The 16,580-nt window shown below is 50.3% G+C and carries 11 protein-coding genes, 11 tRNA genes and 1 rRNA gene; all 23 read left to right on the forward strand.

Annotation, left to right across the window (positions count from 1 at the left end; all coding sequences use genetic code 11):
* Positions 1-109 (forward strand): 23S ribosomal RNA (locus tag WFJ73_RS23630); the annotation flags it as partial.
* A gap of 57 nt (positions 110-166) precedes the next feature.
* Positions 167-242 (forward strand) — tRNA-Asn (locus WFJ73_RS23635).
* A 3-nt stretch (positions 243-245) separates the two neighbouring features.
* Positions 246-321: transfer RNA gene (locus WFJ73_RS23640), tRNA-Thr, on the forward strand.
* A gap of 15 nt (positions 322-336) precedes the next feature.
* Positions 337-411: transfer RNA gene (locus tag WFJ73_RS23645), tRNA-Glu, on the forward strand.
* 37 nt (positions 412-448) lie between these two features.
* A tRNA-Val gene (locus WFJ73_RS23650) sits at positions 449-524 on the forward strand.
* A 9-nt stretch (positions 525-533) separates the two neighbouring features.
* A tRNA-Gln gene (locus WFJ73_RS23655) sits at positions 534-608 on the forward strand.
* 9 nt (positions 609-617) lie between these two features.
* Positions 618-690 (forward strand) — tRNA-Lys (locus WFJ73_RS23660).
* Between the two features lie 24 nt (positions 691-714).
* A tRNA-Leu gene (locus tag WFJ73_RS23665) sits at positions 715-797 on the forward strand.
* Positions 798-889: 92 nt separating this feature from the next.
* Positions 890-1,624 (forward strand): oxygen-insensitive NADPH nitroreductase, encoded by a 735-nt coding sequence (gene nfsA, locus WFJ73_RS23670; RefSeq protein WP_336775424.1) that lies wholly within the window; start codon positions 890-892, stop codon positions 1,622-1,624.
* Positions 1,625-1,821: 197 nt separating this feature from the next.
* A complete protein-coding gene (locus WFJ73_RS23675; protein WP_336775425.1) occupies positions 1,822-2,673 on the forward strand; it encodes an ABC transporter ATP-binding protein in 852 nt (283 codons plus the stop codon).
* A gap of 157 nt (positions 2,674-2,830) precedes the next feature.
* A tRNA-Gly gene (locus tag WFJ73_RS23680) sits at positions 2,831-2,905 on the forward strand.
* A gap of 6 nt (positions 2,906-2,911) precedes the next feature.
* Positions 2,912-2,988, forward strand: a tRNA-Arg gene (locus WFJ73_RS23685).
* A 29-nt stretch (positions 2,989-3,017) separates the two neighbouring features.
* Positions 3,018-3,094, forward strand: a tRNA-Pro gene (locus WFJ73_RS23690).
* Positions 3,095-3,102: 8 nt separating this feature from the next.
* A tRNA-Gly gene (locus WFJ73_RS23695) sits at positions 3,103-3,176 on the forward strand.
* 186 nt (positions 3,177-3,362) lie between these two features.
* Positions 3,363-6,173, forward strand: coding sequence for a phosphoenolpyruvate carboxylase (gene ppc / locus WFJ73_RS23700; RefSeq protein ID WP_336775426.1), 2,811 nt, complete (start codon positions 3,363-3,365; stop codon positions 6,171-6,173).
* A 193-nt stretch (positions 6,174-6,366) separates the two neighbouring features.
* Positions 6,367-7,491, forward strand: coding sequence for a S1C family serine protease (locus tag WFJ73_RS23705; RefSeq protein ID WP_336775427.1), 1,125 nt, complete (start codon positions 6,367-6,369; stop codon positions 7,489-7,491).
* A 124-nt stretch (positions 7,492-7,615) separates the two neighbouring features.
* On the forward strand, positions 7,616-8,527 hold the full coding sequence (locus WFJ73_RS23710) for an EamA family transporter (protein ID WP_336775428.1): 912 nt from the start codon (positions 7,616-7,618) through the stop codon (positions 8,525-8,527).
* Positions 8,528-8,760: 233 nt separating this feature from the next.
* On the forward strand, positions 8,761-9,327 hold the full coding sequence (gene sigW / locus WFJ73_RS23715; protein ID WP_015847179.1) for an RNA polymerase sigma factor SigW: 567 nt from the start codon (positions 8,761-8,763) through the stop codon (positions 9,325-9,327).
* A gap of 93 nt (positions 9,328-9,420) precedes the next feature.
* Positions 9,421-10,053, forward strand: a complete 633-nt coding sequence (locus tag WFJ73_RS23720; protein WP_015847178.1) for a zf-HC2 domain-containing protein — start codon at positions 9,421-9,423, stop codon at positions 10,051-10,053.
* A gap of 207 nt (positions 10,054-10,260) precedes the next feature.
* Positions 10,261-11,115: a diadenylate cyclase CdaA gene (gene cdaA, locus WFJ73_RS23725; protein WP_336775429.1), complete on the forward strand. Its 855-nt coding sequence runs from the start codon at positions 10,261-10,263 to the stop codon at positions 11,113-11,115.
* Positions 11,108-12,568 (forward strand): CdaR family protein, encoded by a 1,461-nt coding sequence (locus WFJ73_RS23730; protein ID WP_336775430.1) that lies wholly within the window; start codon positions 11,108-11,110, stop codon positions 12,566-12,568. The genes cdaA and WFJ73_RS23730 overlap by 8 nt, the downstream gene beginning before the upstream one ends.
* 127 nt (positions 12,569-12,695) lie before the next feature.
* A complete protein-coding gene (gene glmM, locus WFJ73_RS23735) occupies positions 12,696-14,036 on the forward strand; it encodes a phosphoglucosamine mutase (RefSeq protein WP_336775431.1) in 1,341 nt (446 codons plus the stop codon).
* Between the two features lie 677 nt (positions 14,037-14,713).
* Positions 14,714-16,546: a glutamine--fructose-6-phosphate transaminase (isomerizing) gene (glmS, locus tag WFJ73_RS23740; RefSeq protein ID WP_336775432.1), complete on the forward strand. Its 1,833-nt coding sequence runs from the start codon at positions 14,714-14,716 to the stop codon at positions 16,544-16,546.
* The last annotated feature ends 34 nt before the right edge of the window (positions 16,547-16,580 follow it).

Here is a 16,580-nt window from a genome sequence, read left to right on the forward strand (position 1 = left end):
ATTTCCCAATTAGTAAGACCCCTTGAAGACGACGAGGTTGATAGGTTCGGGGTGGAAGCACAGCAATGTGTGGAGCTGACGAATACTAATCGGTCGAGGGCTTATCCTAAAGTCTTAAGAGTTACACTTTCGCATCCAGTTTTCAAGGCACAAGCTTTGAATGTATTCCCTGATAGCTCAGTTGGTAGAGCACTCGACTGTTAATCGAGTTGTCACAGGTTCGAGTCCTGTTCGGGGAGCCATTTGCTCTCATAGCTCAGTAGGTAGAGTGCATCCATGGTAAGGATGAGGTCACCGGTTCGATCCCGGTTGAGAGCTCCAGAAGCACTTTTTCTAGGCCCGTTGGTCAAGGGGTTAAGACACCTCCCTTTCACGGAGGTAACAGGGGTTCGAATCCCCTACGGGTCACCATATATACTTATTTACACGGTGGATCATTAATGCCTGTGGAGGCTTAGCTCAGCTGGGAGAGCATCTGCCTTACAAGCAGAGGGTCGGGGGTTCGATCCCCTCAGCCTCCACCATTACAACATTGGGGATTAGCCAAGCGGTAAGGCAACGGACTTTGACTCCGTCACTCCAAGGTTCGAATCCTTGATCCCCAGCCATTTTAATGCGAGCCATTAGCTCAGTTGGTAGAGCACCTGACTTTTAATCAGGGTGTCGAAGGTTCGAGTCCTTCATGGCTCACTTTTCTTAATAAGTTTTACCCATGCGCGTATGGCGGAATTGGCAGACGCACCAGACTTAGGATCTGGCGGGCGACCGTGGGGGTTCAAGTCCCTCTACGCGCACCATACTTACCATCCAAACCTTCAGGAGATGTCCTGGAGGTTTTTTTGTGCTACATTGTAGCCATATCATTATTAGGACAAAGGAGATATCGATAATGAATGAAATGATAACTTTAATAAAGCAGCATCGTTCTATTCGCAAATTTACGAAGGATCCGGTGACAGAACAACAGCTGGATGCCATATTAACGGCGGCGCAGCAAGCATCTACTTCAAGCAATATGCAGGCTTATTCAGTCATTGGGATTACTGACATGGCACTACGCAGTGAGCTGGCTAAGCTGGCAGGTAACCAAGCTTATATAGAGGAAAGCCCCGTATTCCTCGTCTGGTGCGCTGACCTGTACCGCTGGGAGCAAGCAGCTAAACGGCATTATGAGGACGAGATGCCAAGCACGACGGAGAATTTTATTATCGGTACGGTGGATGCGGCATTAGCGGCGCAGAATGCAGCTATAGCGGCTGAATCTCTCGGACTTGGGATTGTGTATATCGGGGGGATCCGAAATCAGCCGAAGCAGGTGTCTGAGCTTCTGCAGCTCCCGCAGCAAGTGTACCCGGTGTTTGGGATGTGTATTGGCGTTCCGGATCAATCTCCGCTTAACCGACCGCGTCTGCCGCGTCAGGCGGTCTATTTCGAGAATACTTACAAGCAGGGCGCAATAGACTCTGCTATTGATACTTACGATGAGACGTTAAGCGCTTATATGAAGGCAAGATCGAACGGGAAGGCCAGCGCAACATGGTCACAGGCGATGGCCGGCAAAGCGGGACCGGTACGCATTCACATGCGCTCCTTTTTAGAGAATCAAGGGTTTAAGCTCGAGTAAGGTTAAGTTCCTTAAACATTAAATCGGTTAATCCAAATTTCATTTGGTCAAGTATCACATTTCTGTCATTGACAACGCATCTGAGAACGATTATCATTATACTTAGTTAATTGATAATTGTTATCACGGACGCGCTGTAGGCGCATATTAAATGACAACGATCTGCCTTACGGCATCGGAAGGAGCGTGCAGGTCAAATGATTCGTCTTGCGACTTCGAATCTGGACATTGCTTATGATGATCGACTCATCGTTCAAAATTTAAATATTGCTATCCCTCAAGGCAAAATTACGGCCCTTGTTGGTTCTAACGGATCGGGTAAATCGACCATCCTGAAGACGATGGCACGGTTGATGCATCCATCTGGAGGCAGCGTTCTCTTGGACGGAAGATCGATTCACAAGCAGTCTACAAAAGAAGTGGCGAAGCAGCTTGCGATTTTGCCGCAGAATCCGACAGCTCCGGACGGACTGACCGTTGCCGAGCTTGTATCGTATGGCCGCTTCCCTTATCAGAAGGGCTTTGGTTCCTTGACGAAGGAAGACCGCGGTATTATCCAATGGGCCATTGAAGCGACAGGCATGGGGGAATTCACCGATCGCCCGGTTGACCAACTGTCTGGCGGTCAGCGCCAGCGCGCGTGGATCGCAATGGCACTTGCGCAAGAAACGGACATTTTATTCCTCGACGAACCAACGACCTTTCTCGATATGGCCCATCAGTTGGAGGTTCTCCATTTGCTGCAGAAGCTTAACGAGATGAACAACCGTACGGTTGTTATGGTGGTCCATGATTTGAACCATGCATCGCGTTACGCGCATCATATGGTTGCCATTAAGAAGGGTACTGTCGTAGGCGAAGGAACGCCGGCTGAAGTTATGACACCGGATGTTTTGCGTGAAGTATTTAATATCGAAGCAGACATCGTTCCTGATCCGCGTACAGGCGTACCGCTTTGCCTGCCACACGCATTAGCTGGGGAACCGGCTGCCGATAAAGCAATGGCCGATACGAAACCTGAACGGATTTTGACAGCTGCAGGAGCATAATTATAACGAAAAGCCGTGCCGAAAAGCGCGGCTTTTTCTTTTCAAAACTTTTCTTTAAAAAACTTTTATAAAACAGTTGCATTTTGTTTTTGAAGGTGATATATTATTACTTGTCGCCGCGATGATAACAAAACGCGAACGACAACGAAAGTAACATGCGGAAGTGGCTCAGCGGTAGAGCATCGCCTTGCCAAGGCGAGGGTCGCGGGTTCGATTCCCGTCTTCCGCTCCATAATGTGCGGCCTTAGCTCAGCTGGATAGAGCGTTTGACTACGAATCAAAAGGTCAGGAGTTCGAATCTCTTAGGCCGCGCCAATTTTTTACTAATACTTACTTATATTTGTCGGGATGTAGCTCAGCTTGGTAGAGCACCTGGTTTGGGACCAGGGGGTCGCATGTTCAAATCGTGTCATCCCGACCATTTAATACGCGGGTGTAGTTCAATGGTAGAACTTTAGCCTTCCAAGCTAATAGCGTGGGTTCGATTCCCATCACCCGCTCCAGATTTTCAAACAATCTCCTTCTTCGGAAGGAGTTTTTATATTTTATCCCCTTATATTGGCAGCCCCCGCGGGGGCTGCCTTTCGCGCTTTCTGAAAAGAAAGTGGGCGCTTCGGGCTTCAACCGAGCGACGTTTTGTAGTATGATGATTAGAAGTTGAAAATGCGTTAAAGTACAGGAGGATCAGTATGTCGGACCAAGTAACATCGACTTTATCGGCACAACATCGGCCGCAGGCTAACAATTTGCTGCGCAGAGACGTCCGTTTCCTAGGCAACATACTTGGGGAAGTGCTCGTCCATCAAGGCGGCCGCGAACTGCTGGATATCGTCGAGCAAATTCGTGAAACAAGTAAAGCGTTACGCGCTGAATTTGTACCTGAGCTTTTTGAACAGTTTAAGACGACAATCGCATCATTAAGTCCCGAAAATCGCCATCAGGTGATCCGTGCATTCGCGATCTATTTCCAATTGGTCAACATTGCAGAGCAGAACCACCGTATTCGCCGTAAACGCGACTACGAGCGTTCCGCAGGAGAAAGTGTACAACGAGGTTCCATTGAGAGCGCGATTTCCGATCTGAAAGAGCGCAACATCGATGTTGAAGGTGTTCAAGAAATCTTGAGCAACATTTCACTCGAGCTCGTAATGACTGCGCATCCGACGGAAGCGACGCGTCGTGCCGTGCTTGATATTCACAAGCGGATTGCCGAAGACGTAATGGAGCTTGATAATCCGACTCTGACTTACCGCGAACGCGAGATCCTTCGGGACAAGCTGCTGAACGAAGTGCTTATTCTGTGGCAGACCGATGAGCTTCGCGACCGTAAGCCAACTGTTATCGATGAAGTGCGCAACGGGTTGTATTACTTCGACGAAACCCTGTTTGAGGTGCTTCCTAACGTATACGAAGAATTGGAACGCAATCTTACGAAATATTATCCGGGCGAGTCCTGGCATGTACCAAGCTACCTGCGCTTTGGCTCATGGATCGGCGGAGACCGCGACGGCAATCCGTCCGTAACCGCTAAGGTCACATGGGAGACGCTGACGCTTAACCGCCAGCTGGCTATCAAAAAATACGAAGAAAAGCTGCATGAGCTTGTTGGCATTCTGAGCTTCAGCACGAACCTGGTTGAAGTATCCGAAGAGCTGATCAACTCGATTAAGAAAGACCGCGAGCACGTTGAGCTCAAGTGTATCGACCTGTGGCGTAATGCGAAGGAACCTTACCGCATTAAGCTGGGCTTTATGCTGGAGAAGCTGGCCAATACGCGCGACGAGTCGCTCAAAGGCTCTGCAATGCGTTATAACAGCGCAAGCGAGCTGCTTGAGGATCTGTACATTATCGACCGCAGCTTGCGCGGACATTTTGCCGATTACGTAGCGGATACGCATATTGGCAAGCTTGTGCGCCAAGTGGAGCTGTTTGGCTTCCATATGCTTACTCTTGATATCCGTCAGCACAGCCAAGAGCATGAGAATGCGATGGCTGAGATTTTGGCGAAGATGAATATCGTTTCGAACTACGGTTCCTTGTCGGAAGAAGAAAAGATTGAATTGCTCAGCAAATTGCTGGAGGACCCGCGTCCGCTTACTTCTTCCCATCTGGATTACTCGGCATCGACTCGCGAGTGCCTCGACGTGTATCACACGGTCTACAGAGCGCAACAAGAGTTCGGACCGGAATGTATTTCGACTTATCTGATAAGTATGACACAAGGCGCCAGCGATATGCTGGAGGTTATGGTCTTCGCGAAAGAGGTTGGCCTGTTCCGCAAGGAAGCAGACGGCAGCGTTCGTTGCACGCTGCAATCCGTGCCTCTCTTCGAGACGATTGACGATCTTCACGCTGCACCTGGCATTATGAAGCTGCTCTTCGAGCTGCCAATCTATCGTCAAGCCGTTGCCGCAAGAGGCGACCTGCATGAAATTATGCTGGGTTACTCCGATAGCAATAAAGACGGCGGCGCGGTAACAGCGAACTGGGAGCTGCGCGTAGCGCTTAATGATATTACCGCAACTGCCGGCGAATACGGCATTAAGCTGAAGTTCTTCCATGGCCGCGGCGGTGCGCTTGGCCGTGGCGGAATGCCTCTTAACCGCAGTATTCTGGCTCAACCGCCTCATACGGTTGGCGGCGGTATTAAGATTACCGAGCAAGGCGAAGTATTGTCTTCGCGTTATTCGATGCAGGGCATTGCTTACCGCAGTCTGGAGCAGGCAACATGGGCGCTCGTTACGGCTGCCCGTCTTGCGAAATACCCGCAAGCACAAGATGATGCCGTGCTGAAAGAGTGGGAAGAGATTTCCCGTTCGATCTCGGAAACGGCACTGAACAAATATCAGGATCTGATCTTCCGCGATCCGGACTTCCTGACTTACTTCAAGGAGTCGACTCCGCTTCCTGAGGTTGGCGAGCTGAACATCGGTTCCCGTCCATCGAAACGGAAAAACAGTGACCGCTTTGAAGACCTCCGTGCAATTCCTTGGGTATTTGCATGGACGCAGAGCCGTTACTTGCTGCCGGCATGGTATGCGGCAGGTACTGCCTTGAAGCAATATACCGGCGATGACGCAAAACGTCTTGAAACATTGAAGACGATGTACGAGAAATTCCCGTTCTTCCGTTCGCTTATAGACAATCTGCAAATGGCGCTTGCTAAAGCAGATTTGACGATTGCGAAGGAATATGCGGATATGATCGCCGACAGCACGATTCGTGACCGTATCTTCACGCAGATCGAGAACGAATATAAGCTGACTTCGGATATGATCTTGAGCATCACCGGACAAGACGAGATTCTGGACAACGTACCTGTTATTCAGGAATCGATTCGTCTCCGCAATCCTTACGTGGATCCGCTCAGCTACATGCAGGTTCAGCTTCTGACAGAGCTGAGAGAGCTGCGCGCGAAGGAAGAAGACGATCCTGAGCTGCTCCGCGAAGTACTTCTTACTATCAACGGAATTGCTGCTGGTCTGAGAAACACGGGCTAACAGCAGACTTTATAACCGGGCATTCGGCTTACTACAAGCCGGATTGCCCGGTTTTTTCGTTTTCGCCTATTATTTATCCTCCTTTAAAATCCGCTTAAGTTTGATTTAAGGTACAACCCTCATGATAGTGATCAAGCAAGCGACATCAATTGCGAACGAAAATAGCGATTGTAATGACAAAGGAGCGATTACGATGAACCAAAACGAATTCGAAAATAACCAAGTAAACGAAAACGATACAACTAACACGGAATCTATAGCTGAACATAAGCCGTACACCTATACTTACGGACCTAGCCGGTCGGCAGCGAATCTTCGCGAAGCATACGAGAATCAATTACAGCTGACGGGGACGGATGGTTCCGATGGCGGATACGGCAGCGGCGGCAAGAAGAAGGGGAAGAAATCGCAGGCCAAAGCGATGGTTGCGGCGTTCCTTGTTGGCGCTGTAGTAATCAGCGGGTTTATGTACGCATCGGATAAAACAAATCTGTTCACCGGTAATCAGCAGCCTACGGCGGCAACCACGCTGGCTAGCAATCCGGCGCAGCAGTCCGCTGGCGTAACGACGGCATCTGTAAGCGTTGATGCTTCGATCGCTGATGTATATAAAGCAGCATCTCCTGCCGTAGTCAAAATCGAGAATTACACGGAGCCGGTTCAAAGCACCGGTAGAGGCTTCAGCGGCAGAGGGGGAGGCTGGCAAGGATTTAGCCAAACACCGCAGTCCCAAAGCGGAAGCGGCCAATCCGATTCCACGGATAGCTCGAATTTGCAGCTGGCAGGAACGGGTACGGGATTCTTTTTCGAATCCTCCGGTTATATCCTGACCAATGATCATGTTGTTGAGGGAGCCGCGCAAGTGAAGGTGCAAGTAGAAGGTTACGATGAGCCGTTTGTGGCAGAGGTTGTAGGCGAGAATGCGGATCAGGACTTGGCCGTATTGAAAATTACAGGATCCAAAGCATTCCCGACGTTAGCCATTGGCGATTCCGATCAAACCGCTATCGGGGATTGGGTTATCGCAATCGGCAATCCGTATGGATTCGACCACACGATGACCGTCGGGGTACTCAGCGCGAAGGAACGTCCGATTACAATTAGCGAAGACGATGGTACCGAGCATCAATACGAGCATCTGCTGCAAACGGATGCTTCGATCAACCCGGGCAACTCCGGCGGACCGCTGTTGAATGCAAAAGGCGAGGTTATCGGTATTAATACAGCCGTGAATGCAGAAGCGCAAGGCATCGGATTTGCTATTCCAACCGGCACGATTCAAGAAACCCTGAAGCAATTGCTTGGCCGTAGTGCATAATGCCATAATCCATTTATAAGCAAAACAAAACGAAGAGGCCGCTTACGCGCCTCTTCGTTTTGTTTTGCTTTTGCGGGGGGAGAACCGATATAATAGATCAGATGCGAATGGAGGTTTTTGTTCGGTGAAAACTTCATCTGGCTATTGGACGGGCGTTGTTATGGTCATTATCGCTGCGGCATGCTACGGAATCATGTCGCCGGTACTAAAGCTTGCATACGGACATGACTATACCTTTCAGCAAATAACGGTACACCAGGTCGGAATAGGCGCGGCGCTTCTGTGGATTCTTCTCCTTCTTCGGCCAAGCACATGGAGCAAGCTGGCATTCAGCTTGAAGCATTGGGCGGCATTAGCGTTTACCGGTATTTTCGGCCTGAGTATGACAACCGTATTATATAATCAAACCCTGGAGAGATTGGATGCTTCCTTCTCAATTGTCTTGCTTTTTCAGTTCATGTGGATTACGATTTTGCTAGAAAGTTTGCGGGACCGGAAATGGCCGACGAAATGGCAATGGGCAGCAATCGTTATGGCCATGGCAGGAACGGTACTGGCTGCCGGACTGCTTCAGAATAAACTTACGGATATGGATTGGGCTGGTGTTGGATATGGGCTGGCATCGGCGTTCTCATACAGCCTTTTTCTGTTTCTGGCGGGCAGGGTTGCTCCTGGTTACGATCCTGTCTTTAAGTCAGCTCTTATGATGTCGTTCGGATTTATTGTAATTCTGACTTTGTACGGCTATAAGGCATTTGATGGCGTTGACCAGCAATGGGGGCTTCTGGGATGGGGATTCGCGCTTGGGCTGCTAGGGCAGGTCATGCCGACCGTTTTCTTTAATGCAGGTATTCCCCGAGTAGGTAGCGGACTAGCTTCCATGCTTGGAGCAACGGAGCTGCCTTTTGCCGTGGTAAGCGCATGGCTGATTCTAGGGGAACCGATAACGTTAATCGGTACAGCGGGCATATTGCTTATTCTGGGCGGTATTGCGGTGGCCGAATACGGTGCGCGCTTAAGGCGGCAAGCCGCGTGACCATGCTTACGAAGTAAGAATTAACACGAACGCGTGATTGGACCATGCTTACGAAGTAAGAATTAACACGAACGCGTGATTGGACCATGCTTACGAAGTAAGAATTATCACGAATGAGTGATTGGACCATGCTTACGAAGTAAGAATTAACACGAACGGCGTGATTGGACCATGCTTACGAAGTAAGAATTATCACAAAAAGCGTGTGATAATTCTTTGTAGGAGGATGAATAGTGAATGTATTGGAAGCCCGTCTCGCCAGATTAGCGTTGAAAGGCGACCAGCGGGCATTTGCTGAGCTTGTAGGTCTGTATCAGGACAAGCTGTTCCATATGGCCTACCGAATGTTATATAACCGCCAAGAGGCGGAAGACGTCGTTCAGGAAACGTTCCTGCGCGTCTATAAAAATCTGGAGCGATACGACGAGTCGCTCAAATTCTCCACGTGGATATACCGGATTGCGACGAATCTTTGTATCGACCGGCTGAGAAAGCGGAAGCCTTCTTATTCATTGGATGCGGAGTCTACGGATCATGAAGGCCTGGATGGCTATTCCATGATCCCAAGCGATGACCGTACCCCGGAATCCGAGCTTCTGCTGTCGGAGACTCAGCGCATTATTCACGAATCGATCGAATCGCTCCCTCCGAAGTACAAGACGATTATGATGCTCCGCTATATTCAGGAGATGTCCCTGCAGGAGATTGGCGATGTTCTGGATATGCCGGTCACGACAATCAAGACGCGTGTCCACCGCGGCAGGGAGTTTTTGCGGAAAAAGCTGGAACACAAGTTATAGCTTAAAAAAAGTGAAACATCTGATGCGAGCTGTACGTACTCTATAAATGTGAAGAGCTTATGCGCGAGCAAACGAAAGAAAGGACTGGCTGCTATGAATTGCAACGTCGCGGTTGTATGGATGCATGATTATTTGGACGGCGATCTGCCGCGTGAAGATGCGCAAGAACTAAAAAATCATTTGCACTCATGTCCCGCTTGCCTGGCCCGCTTTGAACAGCTGGAGAAAACGGAAGCGATGATGCTGGGTACGCTAGAGCATACCGTTTCCATTCCCGATTATGATAAATCAGCTCTGACTGACCGTATTATGGCGCAGCTGCCAAAACCGGCAAAAACAAAAGAGCGTCGCGGCGTGCTCCGGTTCATCTACAAGTATCCGGGTCTTACGGCTGCCGCGTTGTTCGTGCTTGTCATGCTTGGCAGCTTCACTTCAATATGGGAACAGGATTCAAAGCTGATTGTATCCGGAGAAGATCTGCAGCAGGTTGTTATTAACGGAAACACGGTTACGGTACCGGAAGGCGCCCATGTAAAGGGGAATCTGGTTGTCGAGAATGGAACGGCTGATGTGAAAGGCGAAGTGGAAGGCAACGTAACGGTCATCGACGGCAGCCTCAATCTGGCATCAACGGGGTACATTGCAGGACAAAGCCGGACCATTGATCAGGCGCTAGACTGGTTCTGGTACAAAGTGACGGAAACGTTCAGCGGATTGGCTTCTTAGGACGAACTGCCTCTCTTGCAGAGAGGCGGTTATTTTTTTTATGAAAAAAAGGGTTTCGAAGTGCAATTCTAGAAAAGAATAAAGTTGAGTCCAAAAAAACGCATGATGGAGCGTCATACGTTTCGCGGCTGAAATATAGGCGGAAGATAGAGAAATCTTATACTTACTTAAATGATGAGTTGTCGTCGGCAGTTTGGGGGTTGATCTATGAATTACTTCAATGATTTGACTTGGAATGGCTGGATAAAGGACATCATTGATATCGGCATCGTCAGTTATATTATCTATAAATTGATTTTGCTGGTAAGAGGCACAAGAGCAGTCCAGCTTTTGAAAGGGATTTTGGTCCTGGTTGGTACCTGGGCGATAAGTACCTGGTTTAATCTGTATACGCTGAAATGGCTAATGAACCAGATGTTTACTTTTGGCGTCCTGGCGGTATTTATTATTTTCCAACCGGAGCTTCGTCGCGCGCTTGAGCAATTGGGACGCGGGAAGCTGTTTGCCCGTACGTCTACGCTGGAGCGGGATATTATAGCCGAACAGGTTGAGAGCGTCATGAAGGCTGTTCAGCACATGGCTCAGCGGACCATCGGGGCGTTGATTGTTTTTGAACGGAACACGGGAGTCAGCGAGCTGATCGAATCCGGGATTCAGATGGAATCGCGGATTACGTCAGAGCTGCTCATAAATATTTTTACGCCAAATACGCCGCTGCATGACGGAGCGGTTATTATCCGGGGCAATCAGATTATGGCCGCGGGCTGTTATTTGCCGCTCTCGGAAAATCCGTTTATCAGCAAAGAGCTGGGGACGCGCCATCGCGCAGCGATCGGGGTAAGCGAGGTGAGTGACGCCATCGCGGTTATCGTGTCGGAGGAGACGGGACAAGTCTCCCTTGCGATTAACGGCATGATTGTCCGTGATATTAAGGAAGAATCGCTTATTTCCAAGCTGTTCGAAGAGCTGACGCCGAAACAGACGAACGGCAAGGAGCGGGCAACCGTTTCTTCGTTCTCGTTCTCCTCGTTCTGGAAGCGGAAAGGAGGCCGCGATGGATAAGTGGTTAAGTCATCCGACGATACTTAAGATTCTTTCTGTGGCGATTGCGCTGCTTCTATGGGCTATGGTCCATTTTGACCCGGAATCGACCCCGGCCACGGTGACTTCCACGATGGATACAAAAGTCATTGAGGCCGCCTCGGTTATTCCGACCGGACTGGACGAAACGAAATACGCACTCGTAAATGTAGAACCTACCGTTGTCCGGCTGGTCGTAGAAGGACGCAAAGCTAATCTGTTGACGATGAAAGACGAGGATTATGCGGTGCATCTGGATTTAAGTCATGTGACGCCTGGCGAGCATGTGGTGCCGCTGACCTATGATTTGCCCAAGGGCATTAGTCTGATTGAAATGTCGCCGCGTTCCGCTACAGTGGATATTGTAGAGATCGAGACGAAGACGTTCGAGCTTGGGGTCGCAACGGAAGGGACGCCTGCGAACGGTTATATTGCCGGTACGCCAACGGTGAAATCGGGAACGATCGTAAACGTTACTCTGCCGAAGGACGAGATGGCTCTTGTAGGGGCCGTGCGTACAACCGTTGATATCGAAGGCTCGGAGAAGAACGTTGTGAATAAAAAGGCACAGGTTGTTGTCTACGATACGGAAGGCGAAGCGATGGAGCATGCGATCGTTAAACCCTCAACGGTTGAAGTGGAAGTACCGGTGACTCCGCCGCTTAAGACGATGCCTCTGCAGCTCAGCTTTACGGGTAGTCTACCGGATGGACTAAGCGTGAGCTCGGTAAAAGCGGATATTGATAAAGTTGCCGTATACGGGGATCAGAAGCTTCTGGATTCCATGGATACCTATACCGGAGGCGTGACGGTCGATCTGTCGAAGATCAAAGAATCGGGCACGGTCAAAGCAAAGGTAACGGCTGTTGGCGACGTGAAGATGGTTGAGCCGTCAGAGATCAACGTGGAGGTTACGGTTGTGCCTTCCCAGACGCTGACGCTGGACCGGAGCGTAATCTTGAATGATTTGCCCGATGGGCTTAAGACTGCCTTTAAGGATCCCTCAAACGGCCATATCTCGATAACGGTTCGCGGTGCGCCAAATATGCTTGCGGCTATTCAGGCTAACGATGTGAGGCTTATCGCGGATCTGAGCGATGCCAAGATTGGTCAAGCCACGTTTCCGCTTCTTGTGAAGCTGCCGCGGTTTATCGACCTGGCCGATGAATCGCAGAAATTTACGGTTACGCTTGATATTGAGGACAAAAACGCCACTAGCGGGAACAACACGGACGGCGGCAGCAGCAACAATGGCAACGGGGATGTTCCGGCCGGAGGTCAGCCGGAGGATACGCCTTCGCCGCCGGATACGAATACGGGAGCAGGAAACGGTACCGGAAATGGCTCCGGAAATAGCCCGGGCACGAATACAGGCTCCAGTCCTGATCCTTCTTCGAGTACAGACACCGAGGCCGATCCGGATACCGGCCATTAACGAATGAAAGCATGGAAGCGGAAAAAGCGGTAATTAATAGTAGTTCAAAAGCAGCCTCAGATGGAGTAGGATATGGAATAGGCCATTTGCAGCAGCAGATTTAACGACAAAAGGGGCATGAGAAACGATGGGGAAATATTTTGGTACGGACGGAGTGCGCGGAGTAGCCAATCAGGAGCTGACTCCGGAGCTTGCTTATAAAATCGGGCGCTGCGGCGGTTACGTATTAACAGGACAGGCGGATAAGCCTAAAGTCGTTATCGGCCTGGATACACGGATCTCGGGTCCGATGCTGGAGGCTGCTCTAATTGCAGGTCTTCTGTCGATTGGCGCAAGCGTTATTCGTCTTGGCGTCGTATCGACACCTGCGGTTGCGTACATTACGCGCGAGCTTAAAGCGGATGCGGGCGTTATGATCTCGGCTTCGCATAACCCGGTTCAGGATAACGGCATTAAGTTCTTTGGCGGCGACGGCTTCAAGCTGTCCGACGAGACGGAGCTTGAAATCGAGCGTCTGATTGATGCTGAAGTGGATGAACTGCCACGTCCAATCGGCGGCGATATCGGTGCGGTAACGAACGACGATCAGGCCAAGTTCCGTTATCTTGATTACTTGAAAACAACGATTAAAGGCGATTTCGGCGGCATCAAAATCGTTCTCGACTGCGCGCATGGCTCTGCATACGAGCTGGCTCCAAAAGTATTCCGCGAGCTTGGCGCGGAGATTATTACCGTAGGCGCAGAGCCGGACGGCCGCAACATCAATGCGGGCGTTGGTTCGACTCATCCGGAATATTTGCGCGAGCAGGTTCTGGCTCATGGCGCGGACCTAGGTCTTTCGTTTGACGGCGATGCCGACCGTCTGATCGCGATTGACGATAAAGGCGAAGAAGTAGACGGCGACTACATCTTGTGCATCTGCGGCGATGCGATGAAGCGGGCAGGCAAGCTGCATAACGATACGATTGTTACAACCGTTATGGCGAACATCGGTTTCTTCAAAGCGACGCAGCGCCTTGGTCTGAATACGGCGCAAACCGCAGTCGGCGACCGTTACGTAATGGAAGAAATGCGCCGCGGCGGCTTTAACCTGGGCGGCGAACAGTCCGGCCACGTGATCTTCCTTGACTACAACACAACCGGCGACGGTATTCTGACGGCTCTGCAGCTGGTGGATACACTCGTGGCATCCGGCCAGAAGTTAAGCGAGCTAAAAACGCTGATGAGCAAATATCCGCAGGTGCTGGTGAACGTTCGCGTAGCGGATAAGAGCCTATACGCGGGAAATGAGGCAATCGTTAACGCCGCTGAGCAGGTTGAGAAGGAGCTTGGCGATAACGGCCGCGTGCTTGTTCGACCTTCCGGTACGGAGTCTCTGATCCGCGTTATGGCGGAAGGCCCGGATAAGGACCAGATCGAGGAGTATGTGGCACGAATCGTAAATGTCGTGAAAGAGCAATTAGGCTAAACGTTAGCGGGCTTAAAGCCTTTGCATATACATGCAAAAGTCTCCACGAATCCGTGGAGACTTTTACATGTGCGGCTAGGCAAATGAATATATAGGTAATGTAAGGGAATTCAATTATTTTAGAAGTTGGGGCAAATGTATGACTACGCTTGGGCAATTCGGACGAGAAGGCGTATATTGTTAGTGGAAAATAAGGGCGTTGTTCGTCCTGCGTCTAAAGTTCAGGTTGCGAAACAAGTCGAAAGTGAATATGATAGGAAGTATGATTCAAGCAGGAAAGCGAGGATAGAGGTTAAAATTAACGTTTTATAAGCGCCAGAGCTTCAAGGGGGATGACGCCTTCCAATCTTATTTACAAGATCGGGGAGGGTCACACGAGGAAGCTGACGAGGTGAAGGTGTTCGAATTATTCGGCGGGGACCTTCCGGTTATCGCAAAGCCAACCGAAAGCCGATACGCAAAAAAATTGGGCGACCGATCTCACAAACGTTCGGCAGGCTGCACGTATTGATCATCTTATTCCTTTCGAGGTTTTTTACAAACATGCTCCCGTATGTCTATGGTGCCGCCTGAGGGGCTGGCACGGGCAAAAGGGAAAATAACGCCTGTGCCGCATATAGGCTGGCAGCCATATTCATAGTGGGGAGACTACTATTGATTATCGGAGGTCTTTATATATGTGTGGTATTGTAGGATATATTGGTAAACGTGATTCTCAGGATATTTTGATCGAAGGACTTAAGAAGCTGGAATACCGCGGTTATGACTCCGCCGGTATTGCGGTATTCACAACGAACGGACTGGAGATCAAGAAATCCAAAGGACGTCTGGCTGTCTTGGAGGATAAACTGCGTAATGAGCCGCTCGCCGGGTCGGTTGGCATCGGACATACACGCTGGGCTACTCATGGCAAGCCATCGGACGTTAATTCGCATCCTCATACGGATAACTCGGCGAAGTTCTCGGTCGTGCATAACGGCATTGTCGAAAACTACCTGGATCTGAAAGATGAGCTGATGGCGAAAGGACATCGTTTTGTGTCGGAGACGGACACAGAGGTTATCTCGCACTTGGTTGCTGACGAATACGACGGCAACATTGTCGAAGCGGTACAACGTGCCGTAAAACGCATGCGCGGCGCGTTTGCGCTTGGCGTATTGACGGAATACGAACCAGAACGTCTGGTTGCGGTTCGTTTTGCAAGCCCGCTTGTTATCGGCATCGGCGAAGGCGAGAACTTTATCGGGTCGGATATTCCGGCAATTTTGGAGCATACTCGAAATGTATACATCTTGAACGACGGCGAAATGGCTGTATTGACACGCGATAGTGTCGAACTCATGACGACAGAAGGCGAATTTATTTCCAAGGAAATATACCATGTCGATTGGGATCTTGTGACAGCGGAGAAAGCCGGATTTGATCATTTTATGCTGAAAGAAATTTACGAGCAGCCGAAGGCTTACCGTGACACCATGCTGGGCCGCATTGCGGAAGATGGCAAGTCCGTAAACCTGAAAGAGCTGACGATGACGGCGGATTACGTGAAGTCGATCCGTAAAGTGCATATCGTTGCTTGCGGTACGGCTTATCATGCAGGCATGGTTGGCAAAACGGTTATCGAATCGCTCGCGCGCATCCCGGTTGAGACGGATGTAGCCTCCGAATACCGTTACCGTTCGCCAATTATTACGCCTGACACGCTTGTTATCGTAGTCAGCCAATCGGGCGAAACGGCGGATACGCTGGCTGCGCTTCGCGAAGCGCAACGCAACGGTGCCCGCGTTCTCGCGATCACTAACGTTGTAGGCAGCTCGGTAGCCCGTGAAGCGGACGATGTGCTTGTTACTTGGGCAGGTCCGGAAATTGCGGTAGCATCGACAAAAGCTTATACATCGCAGCTGATTGCCTTCTACCTGTTTGGTCTGCACTTGGCTACCATCCTTGGAACAAAAGACGAAGCAACCGTTGCAGGTCTCATCGCAGCTATGAACGAGCTTCCCGAGCAAGTAGAGAGCATTCTCGAAAATGCTCCGGTTCTAAAGCAAGTAGCAGAATCGATCTCGCATCATAAGAGCCTGTTCTTCATCGGCCGCGGCGTTGACTATGCAGTTGCGCAAGAAGGTTCGCTGAAGCTGAAAGAAATCTCGTACATTCACTCCGAAGCGTATGCGGCGGGCGAGCTGAAGCACGGTACGCTGGCCTTGATCGAGGACGGTATTCCGGTCATCGCGCTTGTCACGCAAGAAGAGCTGTACGAAAAAACGCTGAGCAACATCAAGGAAGTAAAAGCACGCGGCGCGCATGTCTTTGGTCTTGCGAATGCAGGCAGCGAAGTGGAAGTAGGCAAATCGGTTGACGAATTGTTCGCGATTCCGAAAACTTTGCCGCTTCTGGCACCAGCCCTGTCGGTTGTGCCGCTGCAGCTGATCTCCTACTACGCATCGCTGGCACTTGGCCATGACGTTGATAAACCGCGTAACCTGGCGAAGTCGGTTACGGTGGAATAAGGTTTTAAAAGGATGTTTTGAATAATGAAAAGCC

This window comes from Paenibacillus sp. MMO-58, assembly GCF_037146255.1.
In the GTDB taxonomy this organism is placed as follows: domain Bacteria; phylum Bacillota; class Bacilli; order Paenibacillales; family Paenibacillaceae; genus Pristimantibacillus.